This window comes from Bradyrhizobium sp. Bra64, from assembly GCF_024519875.1.
GTDB lineage: Bacteria > Pseudomonadota > Alphaproteobacteria > Rhizobiales > Xanthobacteraceae > Bradyrhizobium > Bradyrhizobium japonicum_G.
This window is the reverse complement of the sequence record NZ_JALJRD010000004.1, coordinates 305,183-323,467: the sequence shown is the minus strand read 5'-3', so window position 1 is coordinate 323,467 and position 18,285 is coordinate 305,183. Positions and strand designations below refer to the sequence as shown.

19 protein-coding genes are annotated in these 18,285 nt (G+C 63.6%); 10 read left to right on the top strand and 9 right to left on the bottom strand.

The features are described 5' to 3' along the window. Nucleotides 1-51: 51 nt before the first annotated feature. The 6 genes from NR187_RS16560 to NR187_RS16535 all read right to left on the bottom strand — a co-directional run bounded on the left by NR187_RS16560 (nucleotide 52) and on the right by NR187_RS16535 (nucleotide 6,479). A complete protein-coding gene (locus tag NR187_RS16560; protein WP_256807084.1) occupies nucleotides 52-891 on the bottom strand; it encodes an adenylate/guanylate cyclase domain-containing protein in 840 nt (279 codons plus the stop codon). A 51-nt stretch (nucleotides 892-942) separates the two neighbouring features. Continuing rightward, on the bottom strand, nucleotides 943-1,410 hold the full coding sequence (locus NR187_RS16555; RefSeq protein WP_211381394.1) for a YbaK/EbsC family protein: 468 nt from the start codon (nucleotides 1,408-1,410) through the stop codon (nucleotides 943-945). A 7-nt stretch (nucleotides 1,411-1,417) separates the two neighbouring features. Continuing rightward, nucleotides 1,418-2,182: a haloacid dehalogenase type II gene (locus NR187_RS16550; RefSeq protein ID WP_211381395.1), complete on the bottom strand. Its 765-nt coding sequence runs from the start codon at nucleotides 2,180-2,182 to the stop codon at nucleotides 1,418-1,420. Between the two features lie 95 nt (nucleotides 2,183-2,277). Beyond that, nucleotides 2,278-3,903, bottom strand: a complete 1,626-nt coding sequence (locus NR187_RS16545; protein WP_256807083.1) for a hypothetical protein — start codon at nucleotides 3,901-3,903, stop codon at nucleotides 2,278-2,280. A 43-nt stretch (nucleotides 3,904-3,946) separates the two neighbouring features. Next, nucleotides 3,947-5,386 carry a glycosyltransferase gene (locus NR187_RS16540; RefSeq protein ID WP_256807064.1) on the bottom strand — a complete coding sequence of 480 codons (1,440 nt, stop codon included), beginning with the start codon at nucleotides 5,384-5,386 and terminating at the stop codon, nucleotides 3,947-3,949. A 208-nt stretch (nucleotides 5,387-5,594) separates the two neighbouring features. After that, nucleotides 5,595-6,479, bottom strand: a complete 885-nt coding sequence (locus tag NR187_RS16535) for an amidohydrolase family protein (protein WP_211381397.1) — start codon at nucleotides 6,477-6,479, stop codon at nucleotides 5,595-5,597. Here NR187_RS16535 and NR187_RS16530 point away from each other — a divergent pair. The 4 genes from NR187_RS16530 to NR187_RS16515 all read left to right on the top strand — a co-directional run bounded on the left by NR187_RS16530 (nucleotide 6,436) and on the right by NR187_RS16515 (nucleotide 8,077). Beyond that, the gene (locus tag NR187_RS16530) at nucleotides 6,436-6,822 is read left to right on the top strand and encodes a hypothetical protein (protein WP_211381398.1); all 387 of its coding nucleotides are present in this window, start codon (nucleotides 6,436-6,438) and stop codon (nucleotides 6,820-6,822) included. The two genes, NR187_RS16535 and NR187_RS16530, sit on opposite strands and share 44 nt — an antisense overlap. Next, nucleotides 6,819-6,944 carry a type B 50S ribosomal protein L36 gene (ykgO, locus tag NR187_RS16525; protein WP_006611362.1) on the top strand — a complete coding sequence of 42 codons (126 nt, stop codon included), beginning with the start codon at nucleotides 6,819-6,821 and terminating at the stop codon, nucleotides 6,942-6,944. The genes NR187_RS16530 and ykgO overlap by 4 nt, the downstream gene beginning before the upstream one ends. Nucleotides 6,945-7,049: 105 nt before the next feature. Beyond that, nucleotides 7,050-7,691 carry a M48 family metallopeptidase gene (locus NR187_RS16520; protein ID WP_211381399.1) on the top strand — a complete coding sequence of 214 codons (642 nt, stop codon included), beginning with the start codon at nucleotides 7,050-7,052 and terminating at the stop codon, nucleotides 7,689-7,691. A gap of 125 nt (nucleotides 7,692-7,816) precedes the next feature. Further along, on the top strand, nucleotides 7,817-8,077 hold the full coding sequence (locus NR187_RS16515) for a hypothetical protein (protein ID WP_211381400.1): 261 nt from the start codon (nucleotides 7,817-7,819) through the stop codon (nucleotides 8,075-8,077). Nucleotides 8,078-8,089: 12 nt separating this feature from the next. Here NR187_RS16515 and NR187_RS16510 read toward each other — a convergent pair whose 3' ends face one another. Beyond that, a complete protein-coding gene (locus NR187_RS16510; protein WP_211381401.1) occupies nucleotides 8,090-8,272 on the bottom strand; it encodes a hypothetical protein in 183 nt (60 codons plus the stop codon). 326 nt (nucleotides 8,273-8,598) lie between these two features. Between NR187_RS16510 and NR187_RS16505 the strand changes: the two genes are divergently transcribed. Next, nucleotides 8,599-9,555, top strand: coding sequence for an alpha/beta fold hydrolase (locus NR187_RS16505; RefSeq protein ID WP_256807062.1), 957 nt, complete (start codon nucleotides 8,599-8,601; stop codon nucleotides 9,553-9,555). An 18-nt stretch (nucleotides 9,556-9,573) separates the two neighbouring features. On the opposite strand, the gene cycA is transcribed toward NR187_RS16505, so the two are convergent. Continuing rightward, entirely contained in the window at nucleotides 9,574-9,969 is a 396-nt protein-coding gene (cycA, locus tag NR187_RS16500) for a cytochrome c-550 CycA (RefSeq protein WP_094894834.1), read from the bottom strand. A 275-nt stretch (nucleotides 9,970-10,244) separates the two neighbouring features. On the opposite strand from cycA, the gene NR187_RS16495 reads away from it, so the two are divergent. From NR187_RS16495 to NR187_RS16475, 5 genes are all read left to right on the top strand, one after another. Further along, nucleotides 10,245-11,738 carry an FAD-linked oxidase C-terminal domain-containing protein gene (locus NR187_RS16495; RefSeq protein WP_256807061.1) on the top strand — a complete coding sequence of 498 codons (1,494 nt, stop codon included), beginning with the start codon at nucleotides 10,245-10,247 and terminating at the stop codon, nucleotides 11,736-11,738. A gap of 73 nt (nucleotides 11,739-11,811) precedes the next feature. Then, nucleotides 11,812-13,050 (top strand): FAD-binding protein, encoded by a 1,239-nt coding sequence (locus NR187_RS16490; RefSeq protein ID WP_256807060.1) that lies wholly within the window; start codon nucleotides 11,812-11,814, stop codon nucleotides 13,048-13,050. Beyond that, nucleotides 13,047-14,354 carry a glycolate oxidase subunit GlcF gene (gene glcF / locus NR187_RS16485; RefSeq protein WP_211381405.1) on the top strand — a complete coding sequence of 436 codons (1,308 nt, stop codon included), beginning with the start codon at nucleotides 13,047-13,049 and terminating at the stop codon, nucleotides 14,352-14,354. Before NR187_RS16490 ends, glcF begins: the two co-directional genes overlap by 4 nt. Nucleotides 14,355-14,445: 91 nt before the next feature. Further along, a complete protein-coding gene (locus NR187_RS16480; protein WP_211382389.1) occupies nucleotides 14,446-14,832 on the top strand; it encodes a histone in 387 nt (128 codons plus the stop codon). Nucleotides 14,833-15,236: 404 nt separating this feature from the next. Beyond that, nucleotides 15,237-16,247: a TorF family putative porin gene (locus NR187_RS16475; protein ID WP_211381406.1), complete on the top strand. Its 1,011-nt coding sequence runs from the start codon at nucleotides 15,237-15,239 to the stop codon at nucleotides 16,245-16,247. 225 nt (nucleotides 16,248-16,472) lie between these two features. Here NR187_RS16475 and NR187_RS16470 read toward each other — a convergent pair whose 3' ends face one another. Next, entirely contained in the window at nucleotides 16,473-18,236 is a 1,764-nt protein-coding gene (locus tag NR187_RS16470) for an ABC transporter ATP-binding protein/permease (protein WP_211381407.1), read from the bottom strand. Between the last annotated feature and the right edge of the window lie 49 nt (nucleotides 18,237-18,285).

Below are 18,285 nucleotides of genomic sequence, written 5' to 3'. Positions count from 1 at the left end.
TCCGGGAGCGTGCGCAGCGACAAGCGCCAGGATGCGGTCGGGCCGGCTCATTCAGCGCTCTCCTTTGCCGTCCGACTCAGGTCGATGCCGGAGGGCCGTCCGCATGATGGCACCGAAGAGCAAAGCTGCGACTGGCCAATGGAACCAGATCCTGTGCATGCCAGTGAAAATATTGATCAGAATCAGAAAGGCCGACACCGTGAGGGCCGCTGCGACCGGGCGGGGCAGCTTCGCCAGCCCATCTGAAACCAAGCGCATCCATGTGGATGACTCATATCTGTCGCGGTGTACGGCGTCAGTTTGCGAGCCCGCAACTGCACCCTGGGAAGCCAGGCGTTCGCCAGGCGGAAAGCCCCGTGCTTGAGCGGTTTGGCCGCTCATGGTCACGCGATAACTGGTCACGGGAGCGATGTTCTTCATTGGACGCTGGCCGAGACAGTCGAAGCCAACAGATAATTTGTTGTGCACCTGATCATAGGCGGAGCTGGAGATCACGATGCCACCGGGGTCGGCAAGTTCTTGCAGGCGCGCGGCGATATTGACCCCGTCTCCATAAAGATCCGAACCATCCACCATCACGTCGCCGAGATTGATGCCGATGCGAAAACGCATCGGCGGAGGTCGGTCCAAATCCTGGTTGGAAATTTCCTGCTGAATCTCGACCGCACATTGCACGGCCTCGACGACGCTGGCGAATTCGGCGATGACGGCATCACCCCAGGTATTCACGATCCGCCCGTCATGGCGCTCCACCAATCCGGCAATGGCCGTGCGGTAGCGGCGCAGTGTCTCCAGCGTTCCCGCCTCGTCTGCTTCCATGAGGCGAGAATAGCCGTGCACATCAGCGCACAGCACGGTGGTTAGCCGTCGTTTTACCTTATCGTCGGGCATGGTCCGTACATTAGCCTTCCTGACCGGCAAATGCATCAGGCATCCGCTGACTTACGGCCTGATCTCGCAGACATCGACCCATTCAGCCCCGGTCAGCTCGGCCATCCGGTCCGGCGTGATGCGCACCGCGCTGTGAGTCGAGCCCGCGGCCGGCACCACGACGTCGAACGCCTTCAGCGAGACGTCGCAATAGACCGGCAGCGGCGACTTCAGCCCGAACGGGCAGACGCCGCCGACCTCGTGGCCGGTGATCTCGGCGACCTCTTCCAGCCCCAGCATTTTCGGCTTGCCGCCGAACTGCGCCTTCACCTTCTTGTTGTCCATCCGCGAGGTGCCGGCCGCGACGATCAGGATCACGCGCTCGCCGACACGCAATGACAGCGTCTTGGCGATCATCCCGGGCTCGACGCCGTAGGCCTCGGCGGCCAGCGGCACCGTGGCCGAGCTGATCGGCGATTCAATCACTGATATGTCGGGGGCTTTCTCGGCGAAGAAGGCGCGAACGGATTCCAGGCTCATTCACAACTCACGGGCGGGCGGCGATCCCCGGGTCATCCCTAGAGATGATCCCGGGCAGCTCGGAGAGCGAGCGGACGCGGTGGTCCGGCGCAAGTCCAAGCTCGTCCATCTGGGTGCGGATCGCCTTGAACATGGTCAGCGGTGCCACGAGTTCGCTCTCGACGCAAGCCAGCGCCATCGCCTCGGGCGTCACCCGCTCGATCCAGGCGACGTTCAGTCCAAATGCCTTCGCGCCGGCGACGTCCCAGGGATTGGACGAGACGAACAGCACCTCGTCCGGCGCGGTGCCGAGCATTTCGCCGATCAGCGCGTAAGCTTCCGGACTCGGCTTGAAGATCCTGTTCGCGTCGACGCTGATGGTGGCATCGAGCAGGGCGTCGAGGCCGGTGTTGCGCACGAGCGCATTCAGCATGTCCGGACTGCCGTTGGAGAGGATGGCGAGCTTTCGCGGCTTCAGGGCCGTGAGCGCGGCCGTCGCCTCCGGATAGAGATCGAGATGCAGATATTTCTCGATCACGCGCTCGAACGCCTCGCTGTCATAAGCAAGGCCCAGCACGCGCAGCGTATAGGCGAGCGAGTCGCGGGTGACGGCGGCAAAGTCCTGGTAGCGCCGCATCAGCGAGCGCAACCAGGTGTATTCAAGCTGCTTGATGCGCCAGATCTGCGTGATGATCTCGCCGTAGCCCGGAAACGCATCCTCGGTGATCTCCGCGACCGACTGGATGTCGTAGAGCGTTCCGTAGGCGTCGAAGACGACGGCTTTGAGGGGCACGCGAGTTTCCTGCGCTCAACTGGCTACGGCGTTGCCTATACCTCATTTTTGGTGTCCGCGATATCGGTGTCGATCGGCACGACAAGCCAAATTATTCATCGCAATGCACACCACGGGAGGGAAAGCTCCGGCATGTAGGTTGGTCGCCATTCGCAGATGCTTTCCGGTCCGCTTCGCTTCAACGCCATCTTCAGCGGCTCCGCCTGGCTGATGCCCACATGGAGCCCGATCAGCGCGGCGCCGATCGGGAAGGTCCAGCGGCTCACGCGCATGTCCGCCAACTCGTTGAGGAGCACCATTCCGGCGAGGATGATCAGCGGATCGGTGAACACGAAATATTCAAGCTTCAAACCCCGCCGCACGCCGATTGCGTCGATCGCTATCGCAGCGAGCATCATGAAAGCGGCTTGAACGGCGACCTGATGCTTGCATTGCCGCCAGGCAAGGATGATGCCGGGAAAGATCAGCCAGGTCAGAAACACAGTGGGTCGCGGCGAGGTGAACAGCACGAAAGTATAGCGCTTGAGCACGCCAAGCACGCCCGTCAGAATAAGGCCGGCTGCGCCTTGCACGCTCGTGGATGCGTCCGGCGCGTCGACATACATCAGCATCTTCTCGATCGGATTGAACACGACGACGAGAGCGGTGACGTCGTATTGAATATAGAGCGTCAGGGTGGCGAGCGATGCGCCGATGACGAGCGCACACATCGCCGCAACGGTCTCCAGCAGGCTCACCCGCCAGATCCCGGCAAAAGCGATCGTCCACCCCACGAACCAGCCGGCCAGCCCAATCTGATAGGTGCCGAACCTGCCCAGAAGGAGCGGCTTGAGGCCGGCGGCGCTCGCCGCAACGGGATCGAGTCCGGCGGCGGCCAGAGGCCATGCCAGCAGCGCGGCACAAATTCCGAGCGCGGCGGTTGCCGTCGCCGCAAGCGTCGCGCCCGAGCCCGACCGCCAGAACCCGACGCTGGCGCTCGCGCTGTTCCCGAACGGAATGACCAGCACCGGTAGAGCGGCGATAAGCAAGATCGCCTGCACCTTGTTCTGAAGTCCGAGCACGCAAAGCCATGCAGCCAGGCCGACAAGCAGCGGCCGATAGATTGTGGCCCGGCGCGCAGCGACGATGAGCAGCATCAGGGCGGCGATGCAAAAGCCGGCGGCGATCATCTCGCTTCGCAGAATGCGCAGGTGCATCTGAAAGCCGCCGGAAAACGCGAATGCAAAAACGCCGCAAGTCGCGACCCGCAAGTCCCCGCCGATCCGACGGGCCAGCGCGGCAAACAGGAAAAGGAGGCCAGTTGCGGTCAGCAGCGCGGCCACCCTCGCAGCGCGGACCGCGCTCGTCATAGCCGCATCAAACGATGGTCCGTTCGATGCAGGGGGAATGGCGGAAAGCGTCCAGGCCTCGAGCAGGCGAAGCTGGTGGAGCAGACGGAACCATGCCTCGACCGACAGGATGGTCAGATCGGCAGGGTGGTCGAAGAATGCGCGCTTGCCCCCGTCATTGAGTGCAAGTGCGTTGTAGACCACCATGAAATCCATGTCGGCGTTGCGCCAATACACGATGAAATAGCCGCACAGCAGGAACGACAGCAGCGTTAATCCGAGTATCACGATGAGGCCGCCTCGCCATCCGAACGGCGTCAGGCGGTCGAGCGGATCGCAATGGGATCGCCATGTATGGACGGCGTTGACAACAGGCCGACACCGGCGCGCCAACTCAGCTTTCAAACCATCCTCGCCGACATCACTACCATTGGCGTCAAATGGCCTTGATCTTGAAGAATGCGAACACGACCATCTTCAGCAGCATCCAGCCGTGGCTGAAGCGCGAGATCTGCGTTTCGCCGTAGCTGCGCGCTGCGTAGCGAATGGGAATATCAATGCTCTTCAGGTTGAGTTTCGAGGCACCGAAGATCAGATCGAAGTCACCAAACGGATCGAAGTCTCCGAAATAGGCCTTTCCCGCCTTGAGACGATGGTAATCGCTTCGGCGCAGGACCTTGGTACCGCACAGCGTATCCGTGTAGCGCTGGTTCAACAGCCACGAGAACAGATATGAGAAGACCTTGTTGGCGATCAGATTCAGGAAGCGCATGGCCCCGGCGTCCATCGGGTAGACCAGACGCGAACCGTTGATGAACTCGCCCTTACCCGATCGCAGTGCCTCGTAGAACTTACAGAGCTGCTCGGGCGGCATGGTGAGGTCGGCGTCCAGAATCATCAGCACGTCGCCTCGCGCGGCATCGAAGGCGGTGAAGACGGCGTCGGCCTTTCCCTTGCCCGGCTGCCGCATGACTTTGACGTCCTTGTCGGGGAATGCCTGTTGGACCCGTGTCATCTCCTTGAACGTGCCGTCCTTGCTGTGGCCCTCGATGAAAATGATCTCGATGTCGGGACAGAACTGCGCAACCCGTCGCACCGCAGGCTCGATATTGCCACGCTCGTTTCTGGCGGGAATGATCACGCTCACGGACGATACGTCATCGTCGACATGGCGCAGCGAGCGCGCCACGAGATAATGGCGCAGCGACAGCGCGCGAATGCCGGGCAGGACGCTGACGAACCGGTTGGCGAAACGTCCGATCCCGAACAAGCGCAGGGGAGACAGGATGCGTTGCTCGGATTCGATCGGATCGAAGTCGGCCAGGGCTGCGAGGTTGCGCAGATCGTCGGGCGAAAGCACGTTTTGATCTGGCTGGGGCATGCGAAGGCCCAGGATCTCGGCAAGCTTGAGAACCGGATACCAGAGGTGAGAAAAATGGCCGATCACCAGCCGCGTCTCGCGCGAGCACAGCGGGTGCAGTTGTTCGATGAACCTTTGGCAATCGTCGAGGGAGCCGATCGTGTCGAGGACGAGAATGAAGTCGAACGGGCCGTGGACGGATGACAGCGTGATCGCGTCCTCGGCGTCCGCCTGGATGAACTGAAGATCAGGATGGCGCCGCCGCGCGAGTTCGATCTGCGCATCGCTGAAGTCGAGGCCGACTCCATGAGATGGCTTCAACGCGGCGAGCGTGTCCCCGAGGCCGCAACCGATATCGAGGACGCGGCTTCCCGGCGGAATGAGGAATTGCAAGTAGCGTTCGTCCTCGCCGTGAAAAAATGCGGCCTTCTCGCGCCAGCGCGCCCGGGAGACGGCGAACCGGTCAGCATGATCGCGAAGCGCCGCCTTGCGCGACGAAAAATTGCGCGGCGCCACCTCGCCATCGCGGCAGGCGCGTGGCAAGGCAGCGTTCCGCGCGTGCGGAAATTCCAGGTCCGATTGCGTCATGAGCCCCCGCCCGACGACTTCGATGAACGCAGCATGGCAGAAAAGTGCTGCTGTTGGCTATGCGAAAATGGTCTGCTGGACGCTCCACTCCGTCGCTGCCTACCGCCTCTCGCCGTCGCGCGAGACGGTACTCGGGTTAGATCCCCAGCAGCTTGCGCGCGTTGGCCTTGAGCACCTTCGGCCGGATCTCGTCGCGGATCTCGATCTTGGCGAAATCCGACAGCCAGCGGTCCGGCGTGATCACCGGCCAGTCCGAGCCGAACAGCATCTTGTCCTGCAGGATCGAGTTGATGTAGCGCACCAGGATCGGCGGGAAATATTTCGGCGACCAGCCGGACAGGTCGATATAGACGTTCGGCTTGTGGGTCGCGACCGACAGCGCCTCCTCCTGCCAGGGGAAGGAGGGGTGGGCGAGGATGATCTTGAGGTCGGGGAAATCAGCCGCGACGTCGTCCATGTACATCGGGTTGGAGTATTTCAGCCGCATGCCCATGCCGCCCGGCATGCCGGAGCCGACGCCGGTCTGGCCGGTGTGGAATAGCGCGATCGCGCCGCCATTGTTGATCTCTTCGTAGAGCGGATAGGCCATGCGGTCGTTGGCGTAGAAGCCCTGCATGGTCGGATGGAATTTGAAGCCGCGCACGCCGTATTCCTCGATCAGCTTGCGCGCCTCGCGGGCGCCGAGCTTGCCCTTGTGCGGGTCGATCGAGACAAACGGGATGAGGACGTCGAGATGATCGGATGCGGCCTCGATCATCTCGTAATTGTTGTAGCGGCGGAAGCCGGTCTCGCGCTCGGCGTCGACCGGGAAGATCACCGCGGCGATGTTCTTGGAGCGGTAGTAGGCGGCGGTCTCCGGCACGGTCGGCGGATGCTTGTGCGGCGACTTGAAATAGTCGGCCATCTGCGCCTGGAAATCGTCATAGCCGTCGTCGGGATGGGTGCCGCAAGGCTCCTCGGCATGGGTGTGGATGTCGATGGCGACGACGTCGTCGATATTGGGCAGCTTCAGCTTCGGCATTGTTTCCTCCCGACGGGTTGCCGAATTGATTATAGGATATAACGAATTTGGCAAGGCGTCGCTGGCGGTAAAACCGCAGCCAGCAAAAGCATTTGCCGTGCTCGGCCGCGAAGGCCCAGATTGGGCCGATCCGGCCGCTTCTACTGTGCATGGGGTTGTTTTCGCGAAATTGCCGGTTCGGAACCGGGCACTCAACATTGACATCACCTCCCGCCATGCCTTAAGAACCGCCCCGTCCCGGGCGGTCGTCCGCCAGCGGGAAAAATCTCATTTTGCCACATTCGCGCGTGCCGAAACGGTAGTGCCGAACACGGCCTTTCGAACGTTCAGGATTCCGCCATGAAGGTCCGTAACTCGCTGAAATCGCTGCGCGGTCGCCATCGCGCCAACCGCCTGGTTCGCCGCAAGGGCCGGGTCTATGTGATCAACAAGGTGCAGCGCCGCTTCAAGGCTCGCCAGGGCTGATATCGCCCTGCCGGACGCTCGCGCGCCCCGCAAGACCACGGTCTCACGCGAGTTTGACGCCGCCTTTGCTTTGCAAGGGCGGCTTTACGCGTTTAGACTTTGACCATGGCAGTGAGATTCCTGTTCGCGCGCACCCTGTGGCTGGCCCTCGTTATGGGTGCCGCTGGCCTGACGCCGGCCCTGGCGCAGAAAGTACTGCCGGCCCCTTCCGGCAAGGAGCAGAAGAAGCTCCCGGAGGCGCCGGCCAAGCTGCCCAAGGTCGACCGCAGCAAGAATCTTGATTTCCTGTTCGGCGCGCTGAAAGCCGCGCCCGACGAGGCCAGCGCCAAGCATGTCGAGGCGCGGATCTGGGCGATCTGGATTCACACCCCGAGCGACACCGCGTCGTTGCTGATGGCGCGGGCCAGGACCGCGGTCGACGCCAAGAAGATCGACATCGCGATCAAGCTGCTGGATTCGGTCATCAAGCTGAGGCCCGACTACATCGAGGCCTGGAACCGGCGTGCCACGCTCTATTACATGCAGAACGACTATGGCCGCTCGCTTGCCGACATCCGCGAGGTTCTGATCCGCGAGCCCCGCCATTTCGGTGCGCTTGCGGGCCTCGGCATGATCATGCAGGAAGTCGGCGACGAGAAGCGCGCGCTCGAGGCCTATCGCAAGGCGCTCGCCGTCAATCCGCACCTCGAGAAGATCCCCGACCAGGTCAAGGCGCTGACCGAGAAGGTCGAAGGCCGCGACATCTAGCCTACAAGTCGATCATTTCTTGAGCGAGTGTGGCCTGTGCGGATTAACCACGATCACACGCGCCGCGCGGAAAGCACTATTGTCGGCAGCGCCGCAGGCCTACCTGCATGGCAGGAGCAACAGCCATGAAGCGTTTGATTCTCGCAGGTAGCTTGCTGTTGGCGTCGGGCTCGGTGAGCTTCGCCGACGGATTGTTCTGGGTGGTCGGCAACCGCGCCACCGGCAAATGCGACATCGTGACCAGCAATCCCGTGATCATCGGCGATATCTGGTTCGGAGACGGTCCCTACAAGTCGAAGGCCGACGCCAGGCTTGCCCGTTCGACGATCCGCGCCTGTCCCGCCGTCACCGCCGACGACGAAAAGGACGAGGACGGTACGAACTAGGTCGACAGGGACCTAGTGCAGAACGCTGGTGCCGCGCTCGGTGAGGCCGCGATCGGCGGCGGCGGCGTAAGCCTTGGCAAGCTCGGTTTCGAGATGCTCATTGATCAGCAGCAGCGCTCGCACGGCACCGCGCAGGTCGCCGTTGCAGCTTGCGACGATCTCGTCGATTGCAGTGTCTTTGGATCTGAAGCTCATCGAAATTCTCCGGTTCAAATCAGGACAAATCCTGCCGGCCTTTCCCGCATCCCCTGAGGTCTGCAAGCAGGATCGGCGCCCACCCGCGCCTAGATGGCGGAACCGACCGTGGCGATTATATGGAAGCCGCGATGACGACCTCATGAAGCTGTTCCGGGGCTGGCGTGCGATTCAGGACGCCATTGATTTTATTGTGTTTTTCCTGCTGGAATTATGCACATATCCACAGCCCCGGCATTTCGGTGGAGCGCTTGGTGCCATGGAGCGAAACTGCCGCCCACAAGCCGCGTAACTGCCAAGTGCCCTGGATCGCCCGGATTCTCTCCATGATCGTGATGTCAGTCGTGACGGCGCTGGTTCTGCTGGCGCTGGTCACGCAGGCCGGAATCATCGCCGTGCAACGCGCCTTTCCACCGCAGGGCCGGATGATCGAGGTCGATGGCGCCACGCTTCACGTCGTCGATGTCGGCCCGCGCGATTCGGGCCTGCCGATCGTGATGCTGCACGGTGCGAGCTCCAACCTCGAAGCGATGCGCCGCCCGCTCGGCGACCTCCTCGCCAAGAACCATCGCGTCGTCCTGATCGATCGTCCCGGCCACGGCTGGAGCACGCGGGCGCGGCGGCAGGATTCGACGCCACAGGTCCAAGCGCGGATGATCGGCGATGCGCTTGGCAAGCTCGGGATCGACCGCGCCGTCTTCGTCGTGCATTCCTGGAGCGGCGCGCTCGGCGCGCGGCTGGCGCTCGATCATCCCGGCCGCGTCGCGGGCCTCGTGATGCTCGCGCCCGTCACCCATCCCTGGCGCGGCGGCGTCGGCCGCTACAACGAGATCATCGCGACGCCGGTGATCGGCCCGCTGCTCGCCTACACCATCACCCTGCCGCTCGGCTATTTCCTGAGCGAGCCCGGCGCGCGCAACGTCTTCCTGCCGCAAATGATGCCTGACGGATTCGTGCAGGATTCCGCGACGCCGCTGCTGCTGCGCCCGCGCGAGTTCATCGCCAACGCCTATGATCTGGTGACGCTGAAGGAAGCGGTCGCCGCGCAAGTCGCGCGCTACGGCGAGATATCGGCGCCGGTCACGATCATCGCCGGCGAGCCCGACAAGACCGTGAGGACCGACATTCACGCGCGCCCGTTTGCCGCGGCGGTGCAGAATGCGAAGCTGATCGTGCTGCCCGACCTCGGCCACATGGTGCAGAACGCCGTGCCGGATCTCGTGAAGACCGAGATCGAGGCGATGATCGGCAAAATCGCCCCGGCGCAGGCGGCCGCCGATTAGCGGCCGCCGTTCACCCGCTTACTGCTTGATCTTCCCGTCCTTGTCGAACTGAGACACATAGGTCCAGAGATTGTTGATCTCGGTCTCGTTCTTGATGCCGGCGAACGCCATCTTGGTGCCGGGGATCTTGGCCTTGGGGTCCTTGATGTATTCCTTGAACGTGGCTTCGTCCCAGGTGATGCCGGAATTCTTGTTCGCGTCCGAGTAGTTGTAGTCCGGAGCGGTGCCCGACTTGCGGCCGTTGAGGCCGTTGAGCTCGGGGCCGACCTTGTTCTTGGCGCCTTCGCCGATCGCATGGCAGGCCAGGCATTTGTTGAACGACGTCTTGCCGGCCGCGGCATCCTGCGCCATCGCGGCGGGTGCGGTGGCAATCGCGGTGAGGATCGTCAGTGCGCCGAAAATCAGTTTTGTCATCGGGTGCTCTTCGTCTCTTCCCTGGGAGGTATGGTCAGTCGCTTGCCTGATCGGCAATCGTCGGACCTGCCGGTTTTGGCAGGCCCGCCCGGCTTGGACAAGCCGCCAAACGATGACAGGTTTCACGATTTCCTACTTGTCCCAGAGCGAACTCGCGCAAGATCGCCGCTCCGACTTTCGGATGGCCTACCCAAACACCCCCGGACGTGGTTGATTTGCCGCGACAATTCGATCGTCCGGCGTCAGCCGGAAGGATATGCCATGAAGGGTGTGATATGGCCATCATGATGCCTGCCAGCGACCAGGCCGTGCTCGCGCGCCGCGCCGAGATCGTGGCTGCGTTGCGCGCAATCGTGCCTGGCGAGGGCGTGATCGACAGCGCTTCCGAGATGCGGGTCTACGAATCCGACGGGCTGACGGCCTATCGGCAGCCGCCGCTGGTCGTGGTGCTGCCGGACACGACCGAGCAGGTTTCGCTCGTCCTGAAATATTGTGCCGGGCAGGGCATCAAGGTGGTGCCGCGTGGCTCCGGCACCTCGCTGTCCGGCGGCGCGTTGCCGCTCGAGGACGGCGTGCTGTTGGGCCTCGGCAAGTTCAAGCGCATCCGCGAGATCGATTTCGACAACCGGGTCGTCGTCACCGAGCCCGGTGTCACCAACCTTGCCATCAGCCAGGCGGTTGCGCATGCCGGCTTCTACTACGCGCCCGATCCGTCCTCGCAGATCGCCTGCTCGATCGGCGGCAATGTTGCGGAGAATTCCGGTGGCGTGCACTGCCTCAAATACGGCATGACCACCAACAACGTGCTGGGTTGCGAGATCGTGCTGATGAGCGGGGAGATCCTGCGCATCGGCGGCAAGGGGTGCGAAAATTCCGGCTACGACCTGATGGGGGTCATCACCGGCTCCGAAGGCCTGCTCGGCGTCATCACCGAGATCACGGTGCGCATCCTGCAAAAGCCGGAGACCGCGCGCGCGCTGATGGTCGGCTTTGCCGAGGTCGAGGCGGCCGGCGAATGCGTGGCGCGGATCATCGGCGCCGGCATCATTCCCGGCGGCATGGAGATGATGGACAAGCCGGCGATCCACGCCGCCGAGGCGTTCGTCCATGCCGGCTATCCGCTCGACGTCGAGGCGCTCCTCATCATCGAGCTCGACGGTCCCAAGATCGAGGTCGACGAGCTGATCACGCGCGTCGAGACAATCGCCAACGCTTGCGGCTCGACCACCTGCCAGATATCGACCTCGGAGGCCGAGCGCAATCTGTTCTGGGCCGGCCGCAAGGCGGCGTTCCCGGCCGTGGGCCGCATCTCGCCAGACTATCTCTGCATGGACGGCACCATCCCGCGCGGCGCGCTGCCCAAGGCGCTGGCGCGCATCCGCGAGCTCTCGGAAAAATACCAGCTCGGCTGCGCCAACGTGTTCCACGCTGGCGATGGCAATCTGCATCCCCTGATCCTCTACGATGCCAACAAGGAAGGCGAGATCGAGCGCGCGGAAGCGTTCGGCGCCGACATCCTGCGCGCCTGCGTCGAGTTCGGCGGCGTCCTCACCGGCGAGCACGGCGTCGGCATCGAGAAGCGCGATCTGATGCCGGAGATGTTCACCGAGATCGACCTCAACCAGCAGCAGCGGCTGAAATGCGCCTTCGATGCGCAGGGCCTGCTCAATCCCGGAAAAGTGTTTCCGACCCTGCACCGCTGCGCCGAACTCGGCCGCATGCACGTCCATGCCGGCAAGCTGGCTTTCCCTGATATTCCGCGGTTCTAGGCGCCGATCGCTGCACCTTCGCTGCAATGCGCCAAATTTGATTTCCCCTGTAAACTTGGATACCCGCTCAGTCGTGGATACGCTCAAGGTCAGAGACGCCAAAGACGTCGAAGAGGTGGTGCGCGCGGCGATTGCCAATGAGCAGCCGCTCGAGATCATCGGTCATGGCAGCAAGCGCAGCATCGGCCACGCCATGGCGACCAACGCCGTGCTCGACGTCTCCGCACTGAATGCCGTCACCTCCTACGAGCCCAACGAGCTCATCGTCACGCTCCAGGCCGGTGCGCCGCTGGCCGACGTGCTGTCGCTGATCGATGCCAAGAACCAGCAATTCGCCTTCGAGCCGATGAACACCGCGCCGCTGCTCGGCACGCCCGCGCTCGGCACCATCGGCGGCATGATCGCGGCGGGCCTCGCCGGCCCGCGGCGCATCAGGGCGGGCGGGGCACGCGACCATCTGCTCGGGGCGCATGCCGTGTCCGGTTTTGGCGACAGCTTCAAGACCGGTGGCAAGGTGGTGAAGAACGTCACCGGCTACGACCTGTGCAAGCTTCTCGCCGGTTCCTGGGGCACGCTGTCGGTGATGACCGAGGTCACGCTCAAGGTGATGCCGAAGCCGGAGGCCGAGCGGACGCTGCTCTTGCACGGGCTCGACGATGCCACCGCCAACAAGGCAATGACGGCGGCGCTGGGCTCGCCCTTCGACGTCTCCGGTGCCGCGCACCTGCCGAAATCGGCGTTCCGAACCAGGACCGACGGCCTCGGCGATATCGCGGGCCAGGGCGAGGCGTTGACCATGCTGCGGCTCGAAGGCATTGCCGCCTCCGCCGCCCACCGTGCCGGCTCGCTGCGCGAATTGCTGGCCCCGTTCGGAACCGCGACGCTGGTCGAGGACGTCGCGTCCGCTGCGGCTTGGGCTACGGTCCGCGACGTTCTGCCGTTCGCGGCCAGCGGTGCGCTTGGCGCCTGGCCGGTCTGGCGGATCGTCTGTCCGCCGGCGTCCGGCGCGGCGCTCGGGACGCAACTGGCGCGCGAGACCGGCGGCGAGGTGATCTATGACTGGGGCGGCGGGCTGATCTGGGCGGCGCTGCCGCCGAATGGCGACGCGCACGCCTCCGCCGTGCGCGAGCGCGCCAATGCGACTGGCGGGCACGCCACGTTGATCCGGGCGGCCGAGGACGTCAGGCGCGGTGTCGATGTGTTCCATCCACAGGCGCCTGGCGTTGCCGCGCTGAGTGAGCGAGTGCGCGCCAGTTTCGATCCGAAGATCATCCTGAACCGGGGACGGCTGACGCGGGGCGCTGCGGCATGAAGACGGAATTCTCTCTCGCTCAGCTCGCCGATCCCGATATTGCGGAGGCCGACAAGATCCTGCGCGCCTGCGTGCATTGCGGCTTCTGCACGGCTACCTGTCCGACCTATGTGCTGCTTGGCGACGAGCTCGATAGCCCGCGCGGCCGCATCTATCTGATCAGGGAGATGCTGGAGAAGGACCAGGCCCCGACGGCCGAGGTGGTCAAGCATGTCGACCGCTGCCTGTCGTGCCTGGCCTGCATGACGACCTGCCCCTCCGGGGTGAACTACATGCACCTCGTCGACCAGGCCCGGGTCAGGATCGAGCAGCGCTATCAGCGGCCGCTGACCGAGCGGCTGCTGCGCCGGGTGCTGGCCTTCGTCCTGCCGGATCCGCGGCGTTTCCGGGCCAGCATGTGGCTGGCGCGGCTGGCCCGCCCGCTCGCCCTGTTCCTGCCGACGCCCCGTCCCTCCGCCACGCCCGGCCTGATCCAGCGTCTCAAGGCGATGCTGGCGCTGGCGCCGGACCGGCTGCCGTCGCCGGGCCCCGCCGCCGGCAGTGTATTCGCAGCACTCGGCAAGAAGCGCGGCCGGGTCGCGCTGCTCCAGGGCTGCGCCCAGCAGGTGCTGGCGCCGCGCATCAACCAGGCCGCCATCAGTCTCCTCACGCGCCACGGCATCGAAGTCGTCCTGGTCAGGGACGAGCAGTGCTGCGGCGCGCTGACCCATCACCTCGGCAACGACCACGATGCGCTGGCGCGGGCTCGCGCCAATGTCACGGCGTGGCGGAAGGAAGCGGCAGGCGAGGGGCTCGACGCCATCCTGGTGACGGCGTCCGGCTGCGGCACCGTGATCAAGGACTACGGCTACCTGCTGCGCGAGGATCAAGTCTTCGCGGCCGATGCCGCGAAGGTGTCTGCGCTTGCCAAGGACATCACCGAATACGTCGCCGGTCTCGGATTGGAGCCGGTCGCACGACAAGACAACATCGTCGTCGCCTATCACTCCGCGTGTTCGTTGCAGCATGGCCAGAAAATCACGGGCCTTCCGAAAGAATTGCTTTCCAAGAATGGATTCGTGGTGAAAGATGTGCCGGAGAGCCATTTGTGTTGCGGTTCGGCGGGGACCTACAACATTCTCCAGCCCGAGCTTGCGGGCCGGTTGCGCGATCGCAAGGTCGCCAACATCGCGAGCGTCAAGCCGGACATGATTGCCGCTGGCAATATCGGATGCATGGTGCAGATTGCCAGTGGCACGTCAGTTCCGGTCGTACACACGATTGAGCTCCTCGATTGGGCTACGGGCGGGTCGCGACCGGCGTAAGGCTGAGCTTTTGAAGGCTGAGCTTTCGTCCGGAGATGGCGGCGGAAAGACGCCCAATCGACCATGGTTCGGCGGCAACAGGAGGACCACGATGGCAAAAGCGAAGAAGAAAAAAAGCAAGAAGGCCAAAAAGGCCAAGAAGGTTGTAGCGGCGAAGAAGACCGCGAAGAAGACCGCGAAGAAGGCAGCCAAGAAGTCCGCGAAGAAGTCTGCCAAGAAAGCTGCCAAGAAAGCTGCAAAGAAATCCGCGAAGAAGGCCGCGCCGAAGAAGGCCGCCAAGAAGTCGGCCAAGAAGGCTGCCCCTAAGAAGGCCGCCAAGAAGGCTGCGAAGAAAGCGGCTGCGAAGAAGGCGAAGGCAGCTTCCGCGCCGAAGCCGTCAGCGCCGGTGGCAGCTCCGGCTCCCGAGCCTGCCGCCGAGACGAGCTGGGCGATGCCTTCGTCTTCTGCGGAACCGACGCCGGCCGAGGGGCAAGGTTAGGCTCAAAGCCAGGCCAAAGGCCGGCACGAATTCAACGGCCATGATCGACAACAAAAGGGCCGCGGCGGCGACGCTGCGGCCCTTTTGCATGGCGGCTACGCCGTCATCCACGGCGCCAGCCTTGATTCGTGGCGCGCGGAACACGGTACCGCCTGTCACCGTACTAACCCGGTCTCCGAGTGCCCTTCAGGATGCAGAAAATGTGATCGAGAAGCCACACAGGCTGACAACCTTTCTTGAAATCGCCATAACGCCTAAAAAGTCGGCAGATGCCCGTGTTTTTTGCTTCACGGTTTGCATCCCTCAATACAGATTGTCGCAGTAACGCAATTTTGCAGACAGGTCGTACGCCCCGGGGGGCTTCCGGGATACCGACTGGGTAAGAACTGGTGATGGGGATCGAAATGAAAAAAGTGGCTTTGTTGGCAACGGCGCTGGCAATGGTGACGGGTTCGGCTTTCGCGGCAGACATGCCTGTGAAGGCAATGAAGGCTCCGCCGCCGCCCGCCTTCGACCCCTGGGATGTCGCCTTCGGCGGCGCCATCATGAGCGACTACGTCTTCCGCGGTATCACCCAGTCGAACCACAAGCCGTCGGTCGCGGCCTATTTCGAGCCGCGCTATAACGTCACCAAGGACCTCCAGCTCTACATCGGCGTGTCCGGTGAGAGCATCTCCTTCCCGAACCGCGCCGCCGGCGAAATCGACATCTACGGCGGTATCCGCCCGACCTTCGGCGCTTTCGCGTTCGACATCGGTGTCTGGGGCTACCTGTATCCGGGCGGCACCTGCTACTTCGGCGGCACCGGCATCGACAACGCCGGCAACTTCCAGGGCGCTGACTGCGCCGAGAAGGCCTTGCTGAACACCAACGTGATCAAGAAGGACCTGAGCTTCTTCGAAGTCTACGGCAAGGGCACCTACACGGTGAACGACAACTGGTCGTTCGGCTTCACCGAATACTACACCCCGAGCTATCTGAACTCGGGTGCCTGGGGCAACTACGCTTCGGTCGTCGGCAAGTACATCGCGCCCCCCACGATCTTCGGTGCGAGCGGCGTCGGCATGTATGTGTCGGGTGAGTTCGGCCGTCAGTGGCTCGGCACCTCCGACAGCTTCTACGGCGTCCCGGCGTTCCCGAACGGCATCAAGTACGCCGACTACAACACCTGGAACATCGGCATCGGCTTCACCTACAAGGTTGCCACGCTGGACCTGCGCTACTCCGACACCGACCTTTCCAAGGGTGATTGCAACGCCTTCACCAGCGACTTCTCGGCTCGCGGCAACCTGACCGCTTCGACCGGCACCTACCTGACGCCGATCAATCCGTCCGGCGTCGGCTCCAACTGGTGCGGTGCCACCGGTATCGCCAAGCTGTCGTTCGACCTGACGGCGATGAGCAACCTGAAGTAAGCTTCTTTCCGAAGCGATTTGATGAGGGCGGCAGGTCAACCTGCCGCCCTTTTGCTTTGGGGTGCAGCGGTGCTCGGCCTGCATGGTTCGAGACGCCTGCCTTCGGCGGGTTCCTCACCATGAGGGACTCGGATTTCGCAGCAAGGACAGATCTCATCCAGAGGAGCCCGCCGAAGGCGGGCGTCTCGAAGGATGGGCCGCGACCTCCGCGCCGCCGCTCGCGCCTCAGCGCGCCACGCTCGGCTCCTTCTCGGCCGGCGCGCTGCCGTCACCGAGAATGTGGATCGCGCCGCTCTTCACCATCGTTACCTTGCGGCTGTGGAAGGCGTCGAGCGTCGAGCGGTGGCCGATCGAGACGATGGTGGCCTGCGGCAGCTTCTCCGCCAGCAGCCGGTACAGCCGGGCCTCGGAGGGCTCGTCCAGAGACGCTGTGGCCTCGTCCAGGAACAGATAGTCGGGCGCATGCAGCAGCGCGCGGGCGAGCCCGAGGCGCTGCTGCTCGCCGAGCGACAGCATCCGGTTCCAGTGACCGTCCTCCTCGAGTCGTTCGGCAAGGTCGGGCAGCCCGACCGCGATCAGCGCATCCCGGATCCTGGCGGCCTCGAATGCGCCAGGAGCGGCGGGATAAACCACGGCATCACGCAATATGCCGACCGGGAAGTAGGGACGCTGCGGCAGCATCATCAGCTTCGCCTTCTCGGGAATGACGATGGTGCCGGTGCCGAACGGCCAGATGCCGGCGATGGCGCGAAACAGTGTCGACTTGCCGGAGCCCGACGGCCCGGTCACCAGCACCCGCTCCGGGGCCTGGACGGTGAACGCGTCGGCGGCGACCAGCGGGGTGCCGTTGGGCAGGTTCACACAGAGCTGATCGAGCCCGATAGTGCGGCCGCCGTCAGCGGCCTCGAGGGTGATGGCCGGCTCATGCGCCGGCAGGTGCGCGGCCGAATCGACCGACATCTCGAAGCCGTCGAGACGCGCGACGATCGAGCGCCATTCCGCCAGCGACCGGTAGGCCGTGACGAAAAACGAGAGCGCGCCCTGCACGCTGGAGAAGGCGGATGCGGTCTGCATCATGTCGCCGAGCTGGATTTTCTTGGCGAAGAACGCCGGCGCGACCAGCACGTAGGGGAAGATCACGGCGGCCTGTTGATAGCTCGCCGTGAACGCTGTGAGGCGCTTGGTCCGGCTCATGATGGCGTACCAATTGCCGATCACGAAGCCGAAGCGATCGAGCAGGCGCGAGCGTTCGGCGCCTTCGCCCTTGAGCAACGCGATCTGCTCGGAGTTCTCGCGCACGCGAACGAGGTTGAAGCGGAAGTCGGCCTCATAGCGCTGCTGCTCGAAATTGAGGTTGACCAGCGGGGCGCCGATCCAGTGCGTCAGCGCGGTGCCGAAGATTGCGTAGATCAGCGCGCCCCAGCACAGATAGCCGGGAATCATCAGATCGCGGCCGAACAGGTGCAGCGGTGCGGCGTTGGACAGGCCCCAGAGGATGATGACGAAGGAGAACAGCGTCACGATCGACGAGAGCAGGCCGAGCCCGATCGTCAGGGTCTGCTCGACGAAGTTCTTGACGTCCTCGGTGATACGCTGGTCGGGGTTGTCGGCCGCATCGCCCTTGAGCTGCATGCGGTAATGCGTAGCGTCTTGCAGCCATTCGCCCAGATAGTGCCGGGTCAGCCACTGCCTCCAGCGGATCTGAAGCCATTGGTTCAGGTAGAGCTTGTAGACGGCCAGCGCGATAAAGGTGAAGGCGAGGCCGACGAAGATCCAGATCTGTGTGACGAAGGCATCCCAGTCGCTGCTCTGGAGCGCAGTGTAGAACCGGTTCTGCCACTGGTTCACCAGCACGTCGATCGCGACCAGCGCCAGCTCCATTGCGATGACGGCGGCGAGCAGGCCGCGCCCGGCCCATTTGTCTTCCGACCGGAAATAGGGAGCGGCGATTCGCCAGACGATCGCGAGGGTGGCGATGATGTTCTTCACAGAGCTGAATCTCCTGCGGGGATGTGCACAAATGCCCGGAGCCAAATGG